General features: G+C 54.2%; 21 protein-coding genes and 3 tRNA genes. 16 read left to right on the forward strand and 8 right to left on the reverse strand.

The annotated features are described in order from the left end of the window. The first annotated feature begins 3 nt into the window (after window positions 1-3). A complete protein-coding gene (locus KSF73_10295) occupies window positions 4-159 on the forward strand; it encodes a hypothetical protein (GenBank protein ID MBV1776102.1) in 156 nt (51 codons plus the stop codon). Here KSF73_10295 and KSF73_10300 read toward each other — a convergent pair. The 3 genes from KSF73_10300 to KSF73_10310 are packed head-to-tail and all read right to left on the reverse strand — an operon-like array spanning window position 156 to window position 2,530. Next, window positions 156-896 (reverse strand): type II secretion system protein N, encoded by a 741-nt coding sequence (locus KSF73_10300; GenBank protein ID MBV1776103.1) that lies wholly within the window; start codon window positions 894-896, stop codon window positions 156-158. The two genes, KSF73_10295 and KSF73_10300, sit on opposite strands and share 4 nt — an antisense overlap. Then, window positions 893-1,375: a type II secretion system protein M gene (locus KSF73_10305; protein ID MBV1776104.1), complete on the reverse strand. Its 483-nt coding sequence runs from the start codon at window positions 1,373-1,375 to the stop codon at window positions 893-895. Before KSF73_10305 ends, KSF73_10300 begins: the two co-directional genes overlap by 4 nt. An 18-nt stretch (window positions 1,376-1,393) precedes the next feature. Then, window positions 1,394-2,530 (reverse strand): hypothetical protein, encoded by a 1,137-nt coding sequence (locus KSF73_10310; protein ID MBV1776105.1) that lies wholly within the window; start codon window positions 2,528-2,530, stop codon window positions 1,394-1,396. Between the two features lie 185 nt (window positions 2,531-2,715). Between KSF73_10310 and KSF73_10315 the strand changes: the two genes are divergently transcribed. The 11 genes from KSF73_10315 to KSF73_10365 all read left to right on the forward strand — a co-directional run bounded on the left by KSF73_10315 (window position 2,716) and on the right by KSF73_10365 (window position 13,701). Next, window positions 2,716-2,800 (forward strand) — tRNA-Leu (locus KSF73_10315). An 84-nt stretch (window positions 2,801-2,884) separates the two neighbouring features. Beyond that, the gene (tig, locus tag KSF73_10320) at window positions 2,885-4,183 is read left to right on the forward strand and encodes a trigger factor (GenBank protein ID MBV1776106.1); all 1,299 of its coding nucleotides are present in this window, start codon (window positions 2,885-2,887) and stop codon (window positions 4,181-4,183) included. A 9-nt stretch (window positions 4,184-4,192) separates the two neighbouring features. After that, on the forward strand, window positions 4,193-4,837 hold the full coding sequence (gene clpP, locus KSF73_10325; GenBank protein MBV1776107.1) for an ATP-dependent Clp endopeptidase proteolytic subunit ClpP: 645 nt from the start codon (window positions 4,193-4,195) through the stop codon (window positions 4,835-4,837). A gap of 118 nt (window positions 4,838-4,955) precedes the next feature. Then, window positions 4,956-6,230: an ATP-dependent Clp protease ATP-binding subunit ClpX gene (gene clpX / locus KSF73_10330; protein MBV1776108.1), complete on the forward strand. Its 1,275-nt coding sequence runs from the start codon at window positions 4,956-4,958 to the stop codon at window positions 6,228-6,230. A gap of 162 nt (window positions 6,231-6,392) precedes the next feature. Next, a complete protein-coding gene (lon, locus tag KSF73_10335) occupies window positions 6,393-8,813 on the forward strand; it encodes an endopeptidase La (GenBank protein MBV1776109.1) in 2,421 nt (806 codons plus the stop codon). Window positions 8,814-8,951: 138 nt separating this feature from the next. Next, window positions 8,952-9,224 carry an HU family DNA-binding protein gene (locus KSF73_10340; GenBank protein ID MBV1776110.1) on the forward strand — a complete coding sequence of 91 codons (273 nt, stop codon included), beginning with the start codon at window positions 8,952-8,954 and terminating at the stop codon, window positions 9,222-9,224. A 62-nt stretch (window positions 9,225-9,286) separates the two neighbouring features. Further along, a tRNA-Val gene (locus tag KSF73_10345) sits at window positions 9,287-9,362 on the forward strand. A 49-nt stretch (window positions 9,363-9,411) separates the two neighbouring features. Next, a tRNA-Asp gene (locus KSF73_10350) sits at window positions 9,412-9,488 on the forward strand. Between the two features lie 87 nt (window positions 9,489-9,575). Then, window positions 9,576-11,396 carry a peptidylprolyl isomerase gene (locus KSF73_10355; protein MBV1776111.1) on the forward strand — a complete coding sequence of 607 codons (1,821 nt, stop codon included), beginning with the start codon at window positions 9,576-9,578 and terminating at the stop codon, window positions 11,394-11,396. A gap of 324 nt (window positions 11,397-11,720) precedes the next feature. Beyond that, window positions 11,721-13,370: an acetolactate synthase 2 catalytic subunit gene (locus KSF73_10360; protein ID MBV1776112.1), complete on the forward strand. Its 1,650-nt coding sequence runs from the start codon at window positions 11,721-11,723 to the stop codon at window positions 13,368-13,370. Between the two features lie 76 nt (window positions 13,371-13,446). Beyond that, entirely contained in the window at window positions 13,447-13,701 is a 255-nt protein-coding gene (locus tag KSF73_10365) for an ACT domain-containing protein (protein MBV1776113.1), read from the forward strand. 97 nt (window positions 13,702-13,798) lie between these two features. Here the strand turns inward: KSF73_10365 and KSF73_10370 are convergent, their stop codons facing one another. Both KSF73_10370 and KSF73_10375 read right to left on the reverse strand, forming a co-directional pair. Then, window positions 13,799-13,987: a hypothetical protein gene (locus KSF73_10370; protein ID MBV1776114.1), complete on the reverse strand. Its 189-nt coding sequence runs from the start codon at window positions 13,985-13,987 to the stop codon at window positions 13,799-13,801. Between the two features lie 158 nt (window positions 13,988-14,145). Further along, window positions 14,146-14,283, reverse strand: a complete 138-nt coding sequence (locus KSF73_10375; protein MBV1776115.1) for a hypothetical protein — start codon at window positions 14,281-14,283, stop codon at window positions 14,146-14,148. A gap of 118 nt (window positions 14,284-14,401) precedes the next feature. On the opposite strand from KSF73_10375, the gene KSF73_10380 reads away from it, so the two are divergent. The 3 genes from KSF73_10380 to KSF73_10390 all read left to right on the forward strand — a co-directional run bounded on the left by KSF73_10380 (window position 14,402) and on the right by KSF73_10390 (window position 17,889). Beyond that, window positions 14,402-15,268 carry a DMT family transporter gene (locus KSF73_10380; protein ID MBV1776116.1) on the forward strand — a complete coding sequence of 289 codons (867 nt, stop codon included), beginning with the start codon at window positions 14,402-14,404 and terminating at the stop codon, window positions 15,266-15,268. 95 nt (window positions 15,269-15,363) lie between these two features. Continuing rightward, a complete protein-coding gene (locus KSF73_10385; protein MBV1776117.1) occupies window positions 15,364-16,851 on the forward strand; it encodes a DUF4080 domain-containing protein in 1,488 nt (495 codons plus the stop codon). A gap of 183 nt (window positions 16,852-17,034) precedes the next feature. Further along, complete coding sequence (locus tag KSF73_10390) at window positions 17,035-17,889, forward strand: hypothetical protein (GenBank protein MBV1776118.1); 855 nt, start codon at window positions 17,035-17,037, stop codon at window positions 17,887-17,889. Window positions 17,890-17,915: 26 nt separating this feature from the next. On the opposite strand, the gene KSF73_10395 is transcribed toward KSF73_10390, so the two are convergent. The 3 genes from KSF73_10395 to KSF73_10405 all read right to left on the reverse strand — a co-directional run bounded on the left by KSF73_10395 (window position 17,916) and on the right by KSF73_10405 (window position 20,671). Further along, on the reverse strand, window positions 17,916-18,365 hold the full coding sequence (locus KSF73_10395; GenBank protein ID MBV1776119.1) for a YiaA/YiaB family protein: 450 nt from the start codon (window positions 18,363-18,365) through the stop codon (window positions 17,916-17,918). 139 nt (window positions 18,366-18,504) lie between these two features. Beyond that, window positions 18,505-19,560, reverse strand: a complete 1,056-nt coding sequence (locus tag KSF73_10400; protein ID MBV1776120.1) for an RNA methyltransferase — start codon at window positions 19,558-19,560, stop codon at window positions 18,505-18,507. Window positions 19,561-19,696: 136 nt separating this feature from the next. Continuing rightward, window positions 19,697-20,671 (reverse strand): integron integrase, encoded by a 975-nt coding sequence (locus KSF73_10405; protein ID MBV1776121.1) that lies wholly within the window; start codon window positions 20,669-20,671, stop codon window positions 19,697-19,699. A 247-nt stretch (window positions 20,672-20,918) separates the two neighbouring features. Here KSF73_10405 and KSF73_10410 point away from each other — a divergent pair, with 247 nt between their 5' ends. Continuing rightward, complete coding sequence (locus KSF73_10410) at window positions 20,919-21,263, forward strand: hypothetical protein (GenBank protein MBV1776122.1); 345 nt, start codon at window positions 20,919-20,921, stop codon at window positions 21,261-21,263. Window positions 21,264-21,271: the final 8 nt, after the last annotated feature.

The following is a 21,271-nucleotide window of genomic DNA, read 5'->3' on the forward strand; positions in this document are numbered from 1 at the left end:
GGGATGCTTGAAATTGAACAAGAATCGCAATGGAACAATGCGAAAAAACGCATTTTACCCCATGCGTGCATCCTGCGCAGAACAGAAATGGTTGATTGGATGATGCAAGGGGCGCATCAAATGCTTAAAGCCCGCTTGCAGGCGGGCTTTAAGGGTTAGAAAGTAAAGTTGAGGTGACGTTCGGCATTCGCCGGGCCTGATCCAATCTGGTTGAGCAATGGCGCAAGCGCGGCCTCGCTTCCCTCGGCGGCCCGGAGTGTGAGATCAAAAATGAGCTTGCCGTTAATCTGCCAATTGCCATTGCCTTGCAGTTGCAGACTGCCCGATTGGGTGGATAGCTGGCCTTGCCATGATTTGCCATTCGGCATCAGATTGAGGCGGTAGTCTCCAAGGGGATTGGCACCTGTCACCAGGCTGGAGGATGCGTTTTGCCAATCGAGACTCATGCTGCCAGTGAGCGACTGACCATGTATGAGTAGCGTTGTGGCATTCAGGTGAAATGTACCACCTAAATTGAGAGGGTGTAGACGCTTGTCCAGTTGAAACAGTGGGGCTGCCGGTAGCGAGATACTTACATTTCGCAATTCAGTTTTACTGAAGCCGGCGAGTATCTCGGCATGCAAGCCGTTCGTGCCTTCGAGCGTATAGGCAAGCACGCCGCTGAGGAGCGATTTGGGCTGCCATTGCCAGTTAACCCTGTCAATCAAGCCTTGTTGCTGGAGTGCGAGCTGGGCGCCGCCTTGCCAGATCGTGCCTTCGGCGGAGTGCAGTGAGATGAGCCCGCCTGACTGCTTTTCGACAATGGATGCCATGATGCGTGCAGGCAATGTGGCAATCATCCAAGTCAGGCAGGCAATTACAAGGTAGGTCCACCACTTCCAGTTCAATCGAGTCATTGGGTCACCTCGATGTCAGCATCGATGATGTCTGGGGCATCCGTGGCTTTGACGTGCATGCGGGTGATGGAGACACCTTTTTGCTGGAGCTGCGCCAGTAGACCCACCACGAGCTTCCATTCGCAATGATTCAGGTGAAGTCTCGCTGACTTGCCATTGCTGCTATCTATCTGAAGGTGATCCGGCATGCCGGAGGCAAGCGAGCGTAAAATATCATCAAGTGATTTGGCTTGAGTGTCCTTGCCGCTAATCTGCTTGAGATCCCGCAGGAAGCTTGCCGTTTCGAGGCGCAAAGCGGGGAGATTGTTTCGAAGTTGCGACCTGACTTTAATGACGGGTTCAATGATTGCAAGGTCGATCAGTGCAATCGATACGACGATCGCAAAGGCGCCAATCATGCGTCGTTCGCCAGGTTCGCGCTGCTGCCAGTATTGCAATACAGGTGCCGGAATCTGAATTTTTTTCAGTATCGTATTCATCGTGATGTCACCACCTGCTTAATGTGCGGCTGACGCTTTAAACGTCAGACGGAAGGTGGTTGGGGTCAGGATGGTCATTTCTGCGCCTGTGCCTTGTGAAAGTTGCTGGGCTTTATCTTGAGCGCCCTGGTATTCGGCTGCCAGTGTCTGACCGTCGTAGGTGAGTCCGGTCAGCTTAATATCTGCAGGCTTGGGAACATTGCTCGCAAGTGAGATGAGTCTGCCAAGGCTGTCATCCGACGATTGATTCTGTTGGCCGGCCTTTAAGCGCGAGGCAAGGAGCAGGCGAGCATTGTGATTGACGGGTGTGCCGGGGAAGGCTTGCTTATAAGCGGCATCCATCGCGTCAAGCAGTGCCGCCTCCTCATGGCGCATGCTCAGTATGCTGGCAGCGATTGCAATGACCGCGCAGGCAAGTGAGGCACCGAGCAAGCGTGCAGGGAGCGCAAGTTTGCTCCAATCGATTTCCAGTTGAGTCCCGGATGCGAATTCACCCTGAAGCAGATTGATGGCATCGGCAGGTAGTGGGCGTGAGTAGGCATCGTGATCCTCAGTCTGGCCATTGAATGACTGCCATGCGTCAGTCATGTTCGAGCGAACCGAGTACGGAACATGCAATGTGTAGCCATTCTCCGGGGCAGATGGGAGGGTGGCTGGAGGGTAATCTGCTGATCGGACGTCGAGCCAGACCATCTGGCCTTGGTGTCTAACGCACCATCCATTGCCGCCCCACAGCAAATGACCGTCCTCTGTCGGGCATAGCTCGGCCAGGCTGAATGCGGCCTTGGCCTGGATGCCGGAGGCTTTAAGGGAGGCAAGTACTTCTGCAAGCCATGTGCGATCAATGATACGAAGGCGCGCAATGTCGCCCTGGCAATCAAAGGCTAAGTGTTGCGATTCGGCATCACCAATCAGGATGGTATCCAGTGAAAATGGCAGGAGCTTTCGCGCCTGCTTCTTTCCGCCGGGCGGTAGATCTGCTGTGGTGTGTAAAATGCGTGATGGCGGCAGGAAGAGTTCGATCCGCTTGGCATGCGGCAGTCGCGCCAACGTGGCGCGGCCGGACGTGACCCTGGTGTCCTCCAGCAGGTACCACAAGAGTTCAGCTTCATTGGCTGTGAATGTGTCGGGTACAAACAGTCTTAGTGTGCTCACGATGGCTGTCTTGGCTGCAAAATGGCCGCCAGTATGACACAAAGGCGCTGCATCACTTCAATTGAAACCGGCATGTGTCAGGTGATTACCTGGAAAGTGCATCGGAATTTTGATTGACCTATTTGAATTTATCCGCAGCTATCCTATAATCCGGAGTTCACTTTTTGTCGCCGTGTGCGCAAAGTGCGAGAGTGGCGGAATTGGTAGACGCACTGGATTTAGGTTCCAGCGCCGCAAGGTGTGGGGGTTCGAGTCCCCCCTCTCGCACCACAAACCGATTATTTTCACGCTGCCGATCGAAGCATCGGCGCTGGATCAGCTTACAGACAAGCGTTCTGACAGGATCGATCGAATATGCAAGCAAATTTGGAAGTTTTGGGCACCCTGGAGCGTCGTCTTAGCTTCTCCATCCCGATGGCGGAAATTGACACCGAAATCGAAGCGCGCCTGAAAAAGGTAGCACGTACCGCCCGCATTCAGGGTTTCCGTCCGGGCAAGGCGCCGCTGAAGATGGTTGCTTCCGTTCACGGCTTCCGCGTTCGCGAAGAAGTGCTGGGCGAGAAGGCTCAGGCATCTTTTGTAAAGGCTGCAAACGAGCAGTCTCTGCGCGTAGCCGGTTTCCCGCAGTTCGAAGGTGTGCCGGGCGATGCTGAGTCGTTCGCATTCGCTGCACGCTTTGAAGTGTTCCCGGAAGTGACCGTTGGCGATCTGGCTGCTAAGGAAGTTGAGCGCCCGGTTCTGACCGTTGGCGATGCCGAAGTCGACAAGACCATCGACATCCTGCGCAAGCAACGTACCCGTTTTGAACGTGTCGAACGCGCTGCCGAAAAGAGCGATCGCGTGATTATCGACTTCAAGGGCACCATCGATGGTGTTGCGTTTGAAGGTGGTTCAGCCAGCAACTACGCTTTCCCGGTTGGCGAAGGCCAGATGTTGCCTGAGTTCGATAGCGCCGTACTGGGTATGAAGGAAGGCGAAGCCAAGACGTTTGATCTGGCTTTCCCGGCTGACTACCATGGTAAGGATGTTGCTGGTAAGACCGCACAGTTTGAAGTGACTGTGAAGAATGTTGCCGCTCCGATCATGCCGGAAGTGGATGCTGACTTTGCCAAGGCACTGGGTGTGGAAAACGGCGACGTGGCAGAAATGCGCGCCGAAGTGAAGAAGAACATCGATCGCGAAGTGAAGCGTCGTTTGTCCGCACGCGCTAAAGAAGCGGTGATGCAGGCTCTGATCGATGTGACACCGCTGGAAGTGCCGAAGGCGCTGGTTGGCGAAGAAATCGGTCGTCTGATCGAAAATGCCCGTCAGGAAATGGCAAACCGCGGTTTCGATCCGAAGGAAATGCCGTTCCCGCCGGAACTGTTCGAAGAGCAAGCCAAGCGCCGCGTGTCCCTGGGCCTGATCCTGGCTGAAGTGGTTCGCGCCAATAGCCTGGAAACCAAGCCGGAACAAGTGAAGGCAATTGTTGACGAATTCGCTGAAGCATACGAACATCCGGAAGAGGTTGTGTCCTGGTACTACGCCAGTGCAGACCGTCTGGCTGGCCCGCAATCGCTGGCGCTGGAAGACAATGTGGTTGAATATGTATACAGCAAGGCCAAGGTGGTCGAGAAGCAATTGGGCTTCGACGAACTGATGGCCAACGCCTGAGGATAACGAATGAGCAACTGGCAACCGTCAGACTGGATCCGTCCCCAGCCGCAGAACAGCGGTCTGGTTCCCATGGTGGTCGAGCAAAGCGGACGAGGAGAGCGTGCATACGATATCTTCTCCCGTCTGCTTAAAGAGCGCGTGGTATTTTTGGTAGGTCCGGTAGATGATGTGTCTGCCAATCTGGTTGTTGCGCAGCTGCTCTTCCTCGAGTCCGAAAATCCGGACAAGGATATCTCGCTGTATATCAATTCGCCGGGTGGCTCGGTAACTGCTGGCATGGCAATCTATGACACCATGCAGTTTATCAAGCCCGACGTATCCACACTGTGTGTGGGGATGGCTGCAAGCATGGGTGCATTCCTGCTGGCAGGCGGCGCGAAAGGCAAGCGCTTCGCTCTGCCGCACTCGCGCATCATGATTCATCAGCCGCTGCTGGGTGGATTGTCAGGTCAGGCATCTGATATCGAGATCCATGCCCGTGAGCTGATGAAAACCAAGCATCTGCTGAACGAGTTGCTGGCAAGCCACACTGGTCAGGCCATTGAAACGATCGAGCGTGATACTGATCGTGACAATTACATGGCAGCCGCAGAGGCCAAAGAATATGGCCTCATTGATCAAGTCCTGACCACGCGTCAGGCACTTGAGTAAACACTCCGGGTAGTTTCAGAAAGCGGGTAGGATGAATGTCCTCCCGCTTTGTTCTCTTCGAATTCATTACGTCCGGATCTCGTGCATTGAGTGATGTGCGTATCGTGACGAGGCATCCATGTCCGATAACAAATCTTCCGATAAGCTGCTGTACTGTTCCTTCTGCGGGAAGAGTCAGCACGAAGTGCGCAAGTTAATCGCTGGCCCGCAGGTGTTTATCTGTGACGAGTGTATCGACCTGTGTAATGACATTATCCGGGACGAGCTTCAATCTGGTGCTGCGACAAAAAATCGTGGCTCAGCAGCCAAGCTGCCTGCGCCCAAGGAAATCAGCGAGACGCTGGATCAGTATGTAATTGGTCAGGAAAAGGCCAAGAAAGCGCTGGCAGTGGCTGTTTACAACCACTACAAGCGCTTGGCGAACCCTGCGAGTGACAAGTCAGATGTTGAGCTGGCAAAGTCCAATATTCTGCTGATTGGGCCAACGGGTTCTGGTAAAACCTTGCTTGCTCAGACTTTGGCGCGCTTGCTGGATGTGCCATTCGTGATTGCGGATGCGACGACACTGACCGAGGCTGGTTATGTAGGTGAGGATGTTGAGAACATCATCGCCAAGCTGTTGCAGAAATGCGATTACGATATTGAAAAGGCTCAGCGCGGTATCGTTTATATCGATGAAATCGACAAGATTTCCCGTAAGAGCGATAACCCTTCGATTACCCGTGACGTTTCCGGTGAAGGTGTGCAGCAAGCACTGCTGAAGCTGATCGAAGGTACTGTTGCGTCGATTCCGCCACAGGGTGGTCGCAAGCACCCAAATCAGGAATTCCTGCAGGTCGATACCACCAATATCCTGTTTATTTGCGGCGGTGCATTTGACGGCTTGGCCAACATCATCCGTCAGCGTTCGCAAAAGGGTGGCATCGGTTTTGGCGCCTCCGTGCATTCCAAGGACGATAGCCGTAGCACCGGCAAGGTACTGCGTGAAACCGAGCCAGAGGATCTGATCAAGTTTGGTCTGATCCCCGAGTTCGTTGGTCGTGTGCCTGTCGTGACTACCCTGGATGAACTGGATGAAGCTGCACTGATCACCATTCTTACAGAACCGCGTAATGCGTTGGTCAAGCAGTATCAAAAGCTGTTTGACCTGGAAGGTGCAGAGCTTGAAGTGCGTGAAGAGGCACTGATGGCGATCGCCAAACGTGCATTGGCGCGCAAAACCGGCGCGCGTGGTCTGCGCTCTATCATGGAAGGCGCACTGCTCGATACCATGTACGAGCTGCCAAGCGAACACAATGTGGTAAAAGTCGTCATCGACGAAAACGTCATTGAACAGTCTGGTAAGCCTTTGCTGATCTATAAAAATGATCAGGCAAATGCTGAAACAGCCTGACCAAAACTAGCCTACCATTGTAAAAACCGCCTCTCGCCGGGGCGGTTTTTGTTTTTGACCGTTGCAGCATGCCGTCGATTGGGTAATTATCCAACTCAGCGCAGTTGAAAATGCTTGATGCGCGCCCATCTAGCCATCAGACATAACGCATCTGGAAAAGCCATGTCCCAGCATAATGAACTCCCCGCCATTCCTCTTGACCTGCCACTGTTGCCTTTGCGCGACGTGGTAGTGTTCCCGTACATGGTCATTCCGTTGTTTGTTGGCCGCAGCAAATCCATCAAGGCGCTTGAGGCCGCGATGGGTGACGGCAAACAGATTCTGTTGTTGGCACAGAAAAATGCGGCTAAAGACGAGCCCTCGAAAGAGGACATGTTTGAAGTAGGCACCATTGCAACCATTCTGCAAATGCTGAAGCTGCCTGACGGTACCGTAAAGGTGCTGGTTGAAGGTAGCCAGCGTGCGGTGGCAGAGCATATCGCCGACGATGATGGACACTTCATTGCGACGGCACGTCCGGTCTCGATGGATGTTCAGGAAGGCAGCGAAAGCGAAGCCATGCGCCGTGCGTTGCTGGCGCAGTTTGACCAATTCGTCAAACTCAATAAGAAAATCCCTCCAGAAGTACTGACTTCGCTGTCTGGCATTGAGCGGGCAGGGCGTCTGGCGGATACCGTTGCAGCGCATTTGCCACTCAAGCTGGAACAAAAGCAGGAAGTGCTCGAGATGTTCAATGTGGTTGAGCGTCTTGAGCACCTGCTGAAGCAACTTGAAGGTGAAATCGACATCCTGCAGGTTGAAAAGCGTATCCGTGGTCGCGTGAAGCGCCAGATGGAGAAGAGCCAGCGTGAGTACTACCTGAACGAACAGGTAAAGGCCATTCAAAAGGAGCTCGGCGAGGTTGAGGAAGGTGCCGAGTTGGATGAGCTGGAAACCCGTATTCAGGCAGCCGGTTTGACGAAGGAAGCCAAAGCAAAGGCCGAGGCCGAACTCAAGAAGCTCAAGATGATGTCGCCCATGTCTGCCGAGGCAACTGTGGTGCGAAACTACATCGATACCTTGCTTGGCCTGCCTTGGAAAAAGCGAACCAAGATCAGCAAGGACTTGGCCGGTGCCGAGCTCGTGCTGGAAGAAGATCACTTTGGCCTCGATAAGGTCAAAGAACGCATTCTTGAATACCTTGCCGTGCAGCAGCGTGTAGACAAGCTGAAAGCACCGATTCTGTGCTTGGTGGGGCCGCCTGGTGTCGGTAAGACATCACTTGGGCAAAGTATTGCCCGTGCGACCAACCGTAAATTTGTGCGGATGGCGCTGGGTGGCGTGCGTGATGAGGCCGAGATCCGTGGTCACCGCCGTACCTATATCGGTTCCATGCCCGGTAAGATTTTGCAGAGCATGAGTAAAGCGGGTGTAAAGAACCCGCTGTTCCTGCTCGATGAAGTCGACAAGATGGGGCAGGATTTCCGCGGTGATCCGTCTTCGGCATTGCTGGAAGTACTGGATCCCGAGCAGAATAACAGCTTTAACGATCATTACATCGAGGTGGAATATGACCTGTCGGATGTGATGTTTGTGGCGACAGCCAATTCGCTCAATATTCCCGCGCCGCTGCTGGATCGGATGGAGATCATCCGTCTGGCCGGTTACACGGAAGATGAAAAAATCGGCATCGCTGAAAAATATCTTGTACCCAAGCAGATGAAGGCCAATGGGCTGAAGCCTGAAGAGCTGCTAATTCAGGAATCGGCGATTCGCGATATCGTGCGCTATTACACGCGTGAAGCGGGGGTGCGTTCACTTGATCGTGAAATCGCCCAGATTTGCCGTAAGGTCGTGAAGGCGACTCTGCTCAAGCCAACAGGCAAGCGTGTGCAGATCACTGCAAAGAATCTCGAAAAGTATTTAGGCGTCCATAAGTTTACCTATGGTCTGGCTGAAGAAAATAATCAGGTTGGTCAGGTAACCGGGCTTGCCTGGACCGAGGTGGGTGGCGAGTTGCTGACCATTGAGGCTGTGGGTCTGCCGGGTAAGGGCAAGATGATTACAACCGGCAAGCTGGGTGAGGTGATGACGGAATCAATCCAGGCTGCACTGTCTGTTGTACGCAGTCGTGCAGAAAGCCTGGGGATCGACGCCGACTTCTACCAGAAGCACGATATTCATATTCACCTGCCGGAAGGCGCTACGCCTAAGGACGGCCCATCTGCAGGCATCGCCATCGCGACTTCGCTGGTGTCTATCCTGACGGGTATTCCGGTGCGCGCGGATGTTGCCATGACGGGGGAAATCACCCTGCGCGGCGAAGTGCTGCCGATTGGTGGGCTGAAGGAAAAGTTGCTGGCCGCGCATCGTGGTGGAATCAAGCATGTCCTGATTCCTGAGGGAAACACCAAAGACCTCACGGAAATTCCTGATAACATCAAGCAGAAGCTGGAAATTCATCCGGTAAAATGGATTGATCAGGTGCTTTCGCTCGCTTTGGAGCGGGAGCCGCTGCCAAGCACCAAAACACAGGATTCTGCAATCGAATCCGACAATAGTGCTGCAACTGGGTCACCGACTGTTGCGCCGACCACGCATTGAGGGCCTAGGAAGAGTGTATATGGCGCAAACCGAGCATTGGCGCGGCTTTGCGCTTGACACCTAATTTTTGCCCTTGCTATAAAGCTCATGCGCTTGATCCACCGTTACACATCCTATTCATCTCGAAAGGGGACTGCAGTGAACAAATCCGAACTGATCGACGAGATCGCAGCACAAGCCGAAATCTCTAAAGCAGCAGCTGGCAAGGCACTGGATGCCGCTATCGTTGCCGTGACTAATGCACTGAAGGCTGGCGACCAAGTGACTTTGGTTGGCTTTGGTACCTTCTATGTTGGCGAGCGTAGCGCACGCAGCGGCCGCAATCCGCGCACTGGTGACACCATTGAGATTGCTGCAGCAAAACAACCTAAATTTAGGGCTGGTAAATCTCTAAAAGATGCTGTACAATAGCGTTCTTCGTCGCCAAACGAATGAGAACTGAGAGAAACAGCGGTTCGAAATTGTTTGACGATGGGTGGTTAGCTCAGTCGGTAGAGCGTCTGCCTTACACGCAGAATGTCAGCGGTTCGACCCCGTTACCACCCACCAGTATTTGATCCAAAAAGCCTCCACCTGGAGCTGGCTTTTTGTGCGATTTGGAGCGGTAGTTCAGTTGGTTAGAATACCGGCCTGTCACGCCGGGGGTCGCGGGTTCGAGTCCCGTCCGCTCCGCCAAACGCAAAAACAGGGTGAACGGCTTCCGTTCACCCTGTTTTTTTTTGTTTGTTCCTTAAGGCGCATGTCGCCACGCGAGTTCGCTACATGTTTGATTTTGTTAATAATAATCGGCGCCTGGCTAATGTCGCGCTGGGGCTTGTCAGTATCGGGCTGGTGGTAGGCGGTGGTTTCGCCGGGCTGGAACTGCTGGGGGCGGATGACTACGTGGCGAAGGTGGGTAAATCCAAGATTACCCAGCGCGATCTGTATGAGATCGCACGTGGTCAGGATATACCGGAAAACATGAAGCCTCAGGTGATCGAAACTTTGATTCGCCGACAGCTGATCCGCAATGAGTCGTCTGATGTGAATCTGGTGCCGGGTGTTCGCCAGTTGCAGGACGCTATTCTGAATATTCCCGAATTCCAGAAAGACGGAAAATTTGACCCGGAAACGTACCGCAGCCTACTGGCGGCAAACGGTATGACGGTCGATTCCTTCCAGGCCAAACTTCAGGACGATATCCGCGAGCGTGCCTTGCTAGGAATGGTGAACGACTCCGGAATTGTCGCAAAGGCATCGGCAGACCGTCTGCAAGGGGTATTCATGACCCCGCGCATGGTGTCGCAATATAACGTCATGCCAGAGAAATTCCTGGAGCGCGTGACCGTTGCAGATGCGGATGTCAAAAAGTACTACGACACACATCTGGTTGATTACAAGGTAGAAGAGCGGGTCAAAGTACAGTATCTGGTTTTATCGCCCGATACCGTAGGCGCACTGGCTCAAATGGATGAGGCCGCACTGCGCAAGTATTTTGATGAGCACAAGGCATCTTTGGCGCAAGAACAGCGCAAGGTACGCCATATCCTGATCAGTGCAGATAAGGGTGCATCGGCTGCGGATCGCGCTAAAGCAAAGGAAAAAGCCACCGCATTGCTGGCTGACTTGCAGAAGGATCCCAAGCGATTTTCCGAGCTTGCTAAAGCAAATTCGCAAGATCCGGGTTCGGCGGAACAAGGCGGTGATCTGGGTTTAGTTGCGCATGACGGCACAATGGTCAAACCATTTGAAGATGCTGCATTTAAGCTTGCAAAGGGTGAAGTGTCCGGTCTGGTTGAAACGCAGTTCGGCTATCACATCATCACTGTCGATGAAATCAAAACACGTGGTTTTGATGACGCACGCTCGGAAATCGAAACGCAGTTCCGCAAGCAGTTTGTGAGTCAGCAAATGGCTGCGATGGCACAGAAGCTGCAAGATCTGACGTATCAACACCCTGACAGTCTGGATGCGGCTGCAAAAGAGTTGAAGCTGACGGTGCAAAACAGTGACTGGATGACTCGCACAACGGCAACCGAACCGGTGCTGAATGATCCCAAGGTGCGCGAGACCGTTTTCGGCGATGATGTACTCAAGGCTAAGCATAATAGTGAGCCCATTGAGTTGAAGGACAGCGTCCAGATCGTTGCACGTGTGTTGGCCCACGAACCAGGACGTACACGCGCACTGGATGAGGTGAAGGCATCCATTTCTGCCAAGCTGCGTCAGAATGCAGCCGAAGCAATGGCTGCTGCCGAAGGCAAGCGTTTGCTGGCCGCACTGCAGAAGGGCGAAAAGGTCGATGTCGCCTGGGAAGCGGGTAAAGCCGTTAGCCGAATGAAACCTCAAGGTCTGGATGACGAAGGGATTAACACTGTGTTTGGCGTGTCGTCGTCCAAGCTGCCCGGTTATTCTGGCCTGGTGTCGGGTGGTCGCTACCTGCTGTTCAAAGTGGAAGCTGCCCCAGCCGAGCCTGTCGATCCAATGATGGCTAAAAACTTTGCGGGCGCAGTTGTGCGTGCACAGTCGGATGCGGTTCAAGGTGCCTATTTAGAGACGCTTCGCTTGAAGCATGAAGTGAAGGTTAAAGCATCGGGGAAGTAAGGCGCTAGGCGAGTTCCAAGCAAACGGCACCGGATGGTGCCGTTTTTTTATGCAATGATTGCTTGCAAATTGTTCGACCCTTAGGTTATGGTTACAGAAGTGCCGGTCTGTCTGGCGTTTACACCCTGAAGAATTTCAAATGTTTCGTTTTCCTTTGAATAGCACCGTGATTATTATCAAACGCACCATGATTAAACGATCATGGGGCGCGATGCTGGTTGGAAGAACGGAACAATAGTACAAAACCGAAATCCAGAGCAAAGCCCCCGAACCAGAATGGTCGGGGGCTTTTGTTTTGGCTTCGTCACGGAGGAGTAGGAAATGATGCGCGGCGCAGACTTGTTGGTTAAGGCTTTGGAAGCGGAGGGCGTGGAATACCTGTTTGGCTATCCGGGTGGAGCCATTATGCCGTTTTACGATGCCTTAGTTGGTTCTCCGCTCAAGCATATTCTGTGTCGCCATGAACAAGGTGCCGCGTTGGCCGCAAACGGCTATGCCCGTGCCAGTGGTAAGGTCGGTGTATGTATTGCGACAAGTGGCCCCGGTGCGACTAACCTGCTAACCGGAATTGCAGATGCCTATCTCGACTCTGTCCCTTTAGTTGCAATTACCGGGCAGGTTGCTCGTCCCTTCATCGGGACAGATGCTTTCCAGGAAGTGGACGTGTTTGGGATGTCCATGGCGGTCGTGAAGCATTCATTCATCGTTCAAGACATGGCATCGTTGCCTGTTGTGCTTGCTGAAGCCTTTGCGATTGCCCGCAGTGGCCGTCCTGGACCTGTGCTGGTCGATGTGCCCAAAGACATTCAATTAGGTCCCTGCGATGCGGACTACCACGTTTTGCCTGTTCAGCCTGCGACTGCGCCGGGAGTAGCCTCGCTACGCGATGCACGTGCCTTATTGGCGCAAGCCAAGCGCCCTGTTTTGTATGCGGGGGGCGGGGTGGCGCTGGCTGAAGCGGTCGATGCGCTACGCTACTTTGTAAACGAAACCGGTATACCAACGGTCACGACACTTAAAGCGATTGGAAGTTTGCCGCCGGATCATCCTGCCTGGCTGGGAATGCTTGGGATGCATGGTAGTAAGGAAGCCAATCTCGCCGTACAGGGATGTGATTTGCTATTGGTAGTAGGTGCAAGATTTGATGATCGTGCAACTGGCAGACTGGATCGATTTGCACCTGATGCGCGCGTGATTCATCTCGATATCGATCCTGCGGAATTTGGTAAATTGCGTAAGGCAGATATCGCCCTGAGCGGCGATCTTAGCGTGTGCTTGCGTGAACTGGCGCAGCCGCTGGATATTGCGGACTGGCGCGCTGCATGCGGCAGTCACCGGCCTTTACCGGATGGGGGCGTTGCGCTGCCGGACAACCGTATTCATGGCCCGAGTCTGTTACGCGAACTGTCCAGACAGTTACCGGAAGATGCGATTGTCTGCTGTGATGTCGGGCAGCATCAAATGTGGACGGCGCAACATTACCGTTTTCACCATCCAAGGCATCACCTCAGTAGCGGTGGATTGGGAACCATGGGCTTTGGCTTACCTGCGGCCTTGGGTGCGCAGTTTGCATTCCCGGATCGTATGGTGGTGAATGTCAGTGGTGATGGCTCCTTCATGATGAATGTTCAGGAATTGGTCACCATTCGCCGCTGTAATCTGCCGGTTCGCATTCTCTTGCTGGATAACCAGTTGCTAGGCATGGTGCGCCAGTGGCAAAACCTGTTCTTTGATGAGCGCCATAGCGAGACAGATTTATCTGACAACCCGGACTTCTGCAAGGTGGCCGAGGCGTTCGGGATTCCGGCGCTGCGTATCGAACGTGCTAGCGATATTTCGCGTGCGCTGGAGGCCATGTTACACACCGATGGGCCACTGCTGATCCATGCCGTTATCGACCCGCGTACACAGGTATGGCCGCTTGTTCCTCCAGGGCAGGATAACAGCGTCATGCTGGAAGACCCGGTGCATTGAGCATTACCCAATACCTGGATGCTTGCGTAAGCGGGCATCCGTACACTCATTCCATATTTGAAAGTCAGGATGCAAGATGTCTAACCGTATTGAAGTGACTTTGGATAATCAGGCCGGTGCCCTCGAGCGCTTGCTGCGTGTTGTGCGCCACCGTGGGTATCAGGTCGCAAGCCTGAATGCACAGACGCTGCAGGATGCAGGTCGACTGGAAGTGCAGATGGATGTGCTGGAGGGTCGCCCATTGCAGAATCTGATTGCGCAACTGGCCAAGCTGGCAGAGGTGCGTAGATTGTCTGCCAAGCACCGTCCGATTAGTGTGGCGCATTCTTAAGTGTTGGGGGGGTACATTGCCCCTGCGCCATCATGTCGGGAAAGGCGCACCCTGGCCTTGAATAAAAAACAGCCCGTTCAGGGCTGTTCAGGGTGCGCTACCAGAGATCCTGAGAGGCTTTTTCGAGCATCAGATCTTCCAGACGTCTGCGTACATCACCGCGTTTCGCCATGCGTTGAGCGTGCTGCTCTCGCGTTGCAGGCGGTTCTTTCATCAGCTTGCTCAGGGATGAACCTGTGTCCGGCTCACCATTTCCACGCTTGCTGTTTGAACCCGCGTTGTTCATCTTTTATCCCCTCGAAGTGCGACGATGATTCAGCGATTCGGGAAAGAGTATACGCCTGAAAATTGGGCGACGTCTGGTCAATTAAACTGTACTGTGGTGAAAATTTCTCAGTCGAATCAGGTGTTTCTTTACAAGTTTGCTGATTTGCGGTTGATCGCTCAGTCGCTTCGTTTGAGCGCATAGCCTGCCATGCGGGTGCCAGTGAGTGCGGCATGCGGGCTAACGGGCGCGGACGGATTAAAGGCGCGTTCAGATATGGCCAATATGTTGATTTCATGATGAAAAGTGTCTGTCATGATGGAAATGCTGGCCGATTGTACCGATAGGCAGCACGCGTTGGGCTTGCTATGGTAGCGACTTGATCGGAGAGATGAATTGAATCGCAGCCTGTCCTATGCCTGTCTGGCACTGAGTATGTCCCTGGTGGGAAGCTATACCGCTTTATCTAAACCGCTGGTTGCGGCCATCCCGGTGTTTTTGCTGGGCTGGATGCGTTTTGGTGTCGGGGCGCTTGCGATGCGCACCTGGCTGAGCAAACCTGCTGACGAGCCTGTGATGACGCCGCGGGTGCGCGGACTGGTGTTCCTGGAATCGTTCCTCGGCAACTTCCTGTTTTCGGTTTGCATGCTGTATGGCGTCAGTATGACCAGCGCCGTGTCGGCAGGCGTCATTATGGCGGCGATTCCTGCCGTGGTGGCCTTGCTGTCGTGGGTTTGCCTAAAAGAGCGCATTAGCCTGCGGGTGTGGCTGGCAATTGCATGCGCTGCGGGTGGTATGGGCATGTTAGCGCTGACGGATCATGGCAAGGTCGGCAGTCCACAGGGAAATCATGTCTGGCTTGGTAATCTGCTGGTATTGGGGGCGGTGATCTGCGAAGCATCCTATGCAGTCATCGGGAAGATGCTGACAGGGGCATTGAGCCCAAAGCGTATTACTTCCCTGATTAATATCTGGGGTCTGCTGTTGATGACGCCACTGGGTATATACCAAGCGCTGCAATTCAATTTTGCTCAGGTGTCACCAACTATCTGGGGATTATTTCTGTTTTATGCGCTGGCCGCGAGCGTATGGACGGTATGGTTGTGGATGACCGGGCTCAGGGGAGTACCGGCGAGCCAGGGCGGTGTGTTTACCGCAATGTTACCCATATCCGCAGCTGCAGTCGGTGTACTGGTGCTGGGTGAGTCCATGCAGCTGATGCAACTGCTTGCATTGGTGATTGCGCTGATTGGCGTTGTGCTGGCGACCTTACCACAGGACAATACAGGGTCTGCTGATTGATCTGACCCGTAATGACTGCCCCCCGAATTCTGCTGTGTACCTTGAATGCCCGCTATAGCCATGCTTCTCTTGGCTTACGCTATCTGCTCGCCAATATGGGCGATTTACGCCCCTATACCAGTCTGCATGAGTTTACGATTTCACGTGATCCAGCTTTGATTGCAGATGAAATACTGGCGCAATGCCCGCCTGCAGGAGAGGGAATAGGCATTCTGGGCTTTGGTGTGTACATCTGGAATGTGCGGCAAACCGAGGCTGTACTGACCCGTATCCGTGCGAGTCGACCCGATATCCGCATTGTGCTGGGCGGGCCGGAAGTGAGCTATGAAGTTAATCTGCAATCCATTACCGCAATCGCTGATTTTGTGATCACGGGCTGGGGGGATATTAGCTTTCCCAAGCTTTGTCGTGCACTGATCGATGGTCCGCGCCCGCTTCAGAAGGTCATTGCGGGCGAGCAACCGCCACTTGAGCAAATCGCCCTGCCTTACCGTGAATTCAGTGATGCTGATCTGGCGCATCGCGTTTTATATGTGGAGGCCTCGCGAGGCTGTCCGTTCAAATGCGAATTTTGTCTGAGTGCGCTCGACAAAACGGCCTGGGCATTTGATCTGGACACATTTCTGGATGAAATGGCGGGCTTGTACACACGGGGGGCGCGCCTGTTCAAATTTGTCGATCGCACATTTAATCTGAAGATAGATGCCTCATTGCGTATTTTGCAATTTTTCCTTGAGCGGATTGAGGCAAATGCGGCAGCAGGCCGGGCGCTCGATCTGTTCGTCCATTTCGAAGTGGTACCGGATCATTTGCCCGATCGACTGAAAGAGATGATTGCCCGCTTTCCGCCCGGGGCATTGCAATTTGAAATCGGCATTCAGAGCTTTGATGTCGAGGTGCAAAAGCGAATCTCGCGGCGGCAGGATAATGATAAGACTGCAGCCAATCTGCAGTGGCTACGTAGTCATTCGCACGCCCATATCCATGCTGACCTGATTTTTGGTTTACCCGGCGAAACGCTGGACAGCTTTGCCGATGGATTTGACCGCCTCTATGCCTTGCAGCCGCATGAAATTCAGCCGGGCATCCTTAAACGTCTACGCGGCACGCCCATTATCCGTCACACAGAAACGTGGGGCATGGTATTCGACCCCGAGCCTCCGTATCAGGTGAAATCGACCAGCACACTGGATGCTGCAATCTTCGAACAGTTCGAGCATTTTGCGCGGTACTGGGATCTGATTGCTAATTCTGGCCGCTTTGGCAAAACGATTGCGTTGATACTGGACACGGAATCCTCGCCGTTCCGCGCATTTTGGCGCTGCAGTGCGTGGCTTTGGACATCGCTGGCACGTACGCAGGGTGTGTCGCCGGAAATGCTGGTGGATCAGCTGTTTACGTATCTGACCGGACAAGCCGGTCTGGCTGCATCGACGGTGCGGGATTGCTTGCTGGCCGATTATGTCGCCAGTGGCGCGCGGAGTAATCCCGTGTGCCTTCAGGGCTATTTGCCGAAACTACCCGTGATCGACAAAAAGCAGGCACGCACTGCACGTCAGGATAGGCACGAAGGGGCTGCCTGATTCGATGGCGCCACGAAATGTCTGGCAAGGCTGTAGGTATCTGGCTATAAGAAAGAGTGGAGGCACTCGCTCGTAAAACGAAGGCAGACAGGGTGCCATTGATCCGACAAGGTCGACACTATGCCGAAGGATTCATGCAGACTGGCAAGGGGAATATGCTGCCTGATTGGGAGCGCTTGGCTGATGGCTGAGTCTTCCCCGAAGCCGGTTGTCATGTGGACGACATTGAATTATCCCCCTTGGGAAATCGCCAGTGGTCCCCTGCAGGACAAGGGCATTCTGGATCTTTTCCGAAAGGATCTGGTCGCCCATCTGCCGCAGTTTCATCATGAGTTGCAAGCAGGTATTACCAGCGAGCGTCGGGAGAGCTTACTGCGGCGCCGCATGGATGTCTGCGAGTTGTCGATGATCGAGACCCCGAAGCGTTTACGCTATACCGTTTTTACCCGCCGCAAATACCAGATCTTGGCCCCCCCGCGACTGATCGGTGAACGCCGGGATATGCTGGCACTGGACAATGCCGGTCGTGCAGTGAACTTGGCGCAGATGATGGAGTCAGGTGGATTGCGGCTAGGCCTATTAGCCGGGCGCAGTTATGGCGTGGATTTGGATGCCCAACTGGCGACGCTGTCCCAGCACTATCCCGATCGCGTGCTGATGCTCAAGACAACCAGTGAATCTGGCCTGGGTGGCCTGATTCAGCATCTCAAGCACAAGCGTATTGATCTCACTATTGGCTATAGCTACGAGGCAGAGACAGTTCGCCGTTCTGATCCCGATCATCCCAATCTGGCGTTTTTGCCAATTCAGGGGGTTGCGAAGCCTTTGGTGATCGGCATTTCATGTGCCGATACAGCGATTGGCCGCCAGGTGGTGAACGCCATTGATGCGCTACCTGCCAATGCGATGGATTTCTGGCAAGTTGAGCGTGCATATGAAGCCATGCTGCCGCCGGAAGAGCGTCGATGGGTGATGGAGCAGGCTGCACAGCACCTGCATCCAGTCGGAGGTGTAAAAGACAACGCCCAGCAGGAGTGACTGCCGGGCGCATCTTGATGCGTCACCTACTTATCGATAGGCGCGTTTTGCTGCGCCTGCATGCGCCGCGCAAGCGCTTCGTACAATGCAACATCGCGCACATTTTTCTGTACGGCAACCGCTGAAAACAGGCTCAGCACAAAAGCCATGGCATAAAAGCCCTTTTCGCTTGGTGCCAGTGTGGCGTTCCACAAACCGACCCCCAGCAGTAACAGCGACAAGCCGGTTGATACCCAGCAAAGGCCAAAATAAATCCCGCTGACACGTATGCCTTCCATGCGGTCACGCACAGACTTTTGCAGTGATACCGCTGAAAATAGTCCATACATCAGCACGGTGAAGTAATAGCCTTTTTCATTGAGTTGCATGGGGGCATTCCATAAACCCACCACAAATGTGATACCACCGACAAATAAGGCCAGCCATGAGGCGCCGACAAAAGCGGGTGTAGGGCGTTGAAGCTGGGGCAGCTGCATGATGTCTCTCCGATGATAAACGTGCTGCATCATGGGCAGAACACGCGCAATTTGCAGCAGAGCATAGCGGTGCGCCAGGAGCTTGTCTAACCCGCTGCACAAAAGTGCATCGGCCGATACCGGAGGTGTGTACTGAACGCTACTTGGGATGAGCCTGCGCTGCCTTGCGACGCAATCGACTGACATCAATCACATCCGCCGCACGTGCCCTCAGCTGTCCGCATCCCCCATCAATATCCTGTCCGGCCGAGTCGCGCACCTTGGTGAGAATGCGATGATTGTGCAGATAGCGTTTCATTGCCTCGACCGCTTCCGCCGTAGGACGCTGGTAAATGTCGCCGTCCATACTGTTGTAGGGAATTAGATTAAGGATGGCGTATTTGCCAGTTAGCAGGCGGATCAGGGCATCCATTTCTTCTTGCGAATCATTGACGCCGGCCAGCAGCGTCCACTGATACTGGATGGGATAACCCACGGTGCGGGCATAGGCTTCGCCCAGCTCGACCAGCTCGGCCGGGGTAATGCGCGGCGCGCGTGGCAGCAACTGTTCGCGCAGATCGGCGCGCGTGGTGTGCAGGGACAGTGCAAGTGCAGGCTTGACCGTCTGTTGCGGCAGTCGCTCGAATACCCGCATATCGCCCACGGTCGAGAACACCAGATTTTTGTGGCCGATATTGCCATCTGTGCCTAATAAATCAATGGCTTCCAGCACGTTTTCGATATTGTGCGCGGGTTCGCCCATGCCCATGAATACGACTTTTTTCACCGGGCGAATCCGCCGCGCCAGCACCACTTGCGCTGCAATTTCTGCACTGCCCACCTGACGCAGCAAGCCCGAGCGCCCTGTCATGCAGAAGGTACAACCAACTGCACAGCCCACCTGACTCGACACACACAGTCCATCACGCGGCAGCAGCACGCTTTCCACCATCTGCCCGTCGGCCAGCTCCACCAGCAAACGCAGCGACCCATCCGCCGCCGGATGCTGCGAATGAATCCGCGCCAGCCCGTCGTATTGCGCTGCAATCGGCGGCAATCCATTACGGACCGATAAGGGGAAATAATCATCGCGGCGCTGATGGCGTGTCCCGCTATCCAGCGGCATGCCTTTTAACCAGGCGCGGTTGATCCGGCCGATATGACAGGGGCGGGCGCCGATATCGGCGAGGGATTGATTGAGTTCGTGAATGCGCATGCGTCAACAGTGTCTGCGCCGGCCCGATGCCAGCGAGGGCGAAGGGTAGCGCAAGGATGCGGGAGATGCCAGAGGGGAGGGGCCAGACGGGCAGGATATGCAATGATCAACGTGGCCCCGCCACATGTGGCGGGAGTCAGCCCAGAACAGGCATCAGCGCATCCAGCGGGCTGGTGACACTTCGCTGAGCCATCACCACATGGGTGTAGATCATCGTGGTTTGCAAACTGCGATGACCCAGTAAGGTTTGAATGCTGCGCACATCCGTACCACCGGCCAGTAAATGTGTAGCAAAGCTATGGCGCAGACAATGCACGGACACCTGCTTGGTGATCCCGGCTCGCGTAGCAGCCTCCTTGAAGGCACGCTGGATGGTAGAATCCGAGGTGTGCCAGCGAACCAGCTTGCCGCTCTCGCCCCAGGGGCGCAGCACCCGTGACGGAAAGACAAACTGCCAGGGGAGCGACTGCGATGCGCTCGGATATTTGCGCTCCAGCGCATTGGGCATCGGAACCAGGCCATTGCCGTCGGCTTTGTCCTGTTCAAACAGCGAAGCGATCGTTTCCAGATGAATCGATAAACGTCCCACGATTTGTGCAGGAAGGACGGTTGTACGATCTTTGCTGCCCTTGCTATCCCGAACAGAAATGGTGCGTGCGGAGAGATCAATATCCTTCACCCGCAATGTCACACACTCATGTACCCGCAGCCCGGCGCCATACATCAATTCCGCCATCAGGCGTGTGGACCCTGACAATTGCCCGAGTACGGCGACCACCTCATCCTGATTCAAGACTACGGGTACCCGATGGCGTTTCTGTACACGCTTGAGCCCCGCCAAGGTACCGACGGGGCGCGATAGCACCGCTTCGTAAAGAAAGACCAGCGCATTCAGGGCCTGAGACTGAGTGGCGGATGCTACCCTTTTTACCACCGCCAGATGATTCAAAAAAGCCTCGACCTCAACCGACCCCATCTCGGCTGGATGACGTTTTCCATGAAACAGAATGTACTGGCGAATCCAGTACTTATACGCCTGTTCTGTATTGCTACTGTAGTGACGACGCCTGCAGGTGATGGACACTTGATCCAGTAATCTGGGACGGTTCATTCTTCAGCCCCTGCGCTTTGATGAACGAACATTAACAGCAGACAGGTGTGCAGGAATATATTATTGCAAAGGTCTGTTGTTATACTGACGCAGCTCTGGCAGGATTGAGGCGTGGTGCGGGTTTGAAGGGTATAATCCGACGCTCTTATAATAATGTTATGACTGACCGATGGGTCGTTATATTTAATGTTAGGCACCTTGGTTTCGCCCAATCTTTCACTCATAACCCAGGAATACAGGAGACTCTATGGCACTCACCGTCACCGAGATCGAAGAACTCAGGGCGTACCTAAACGGGGTCATGAACCGTGCAGATCACCATGCAGGGGCTGTCAACGAGATTGCGTTGGCACTAGCTGGAGCAATCCTCTGGCGAAAGAACGACGAAGAGCCGATCAAGGTCATGGCTCAGCACGGCGAGACAAAGAACGTCCTGTGGTTTCGCGTCGGCACGCAGCGGTACGCGTTTTCGTACAACCACGATTCCGGCTGCATTGAAATGCGCAAAGACAGCACCCAGGGTCCAACTCTCCACACGTTTACCAACGCTACGCCTCTTGCCGAAGTTCGCAGAATTTTTGCAGCTCTTTAGCTCGATGC

The organism is Burkholderiaceae bacterium DAT-1, from assembly GCA_019084025.1.
Classification (GTDB): domain Bacteria; phylum Pseudomonadota; class Gammaproteobacteria; order Burkholderiales; family Chitinimonadaceae; genus DAT-1.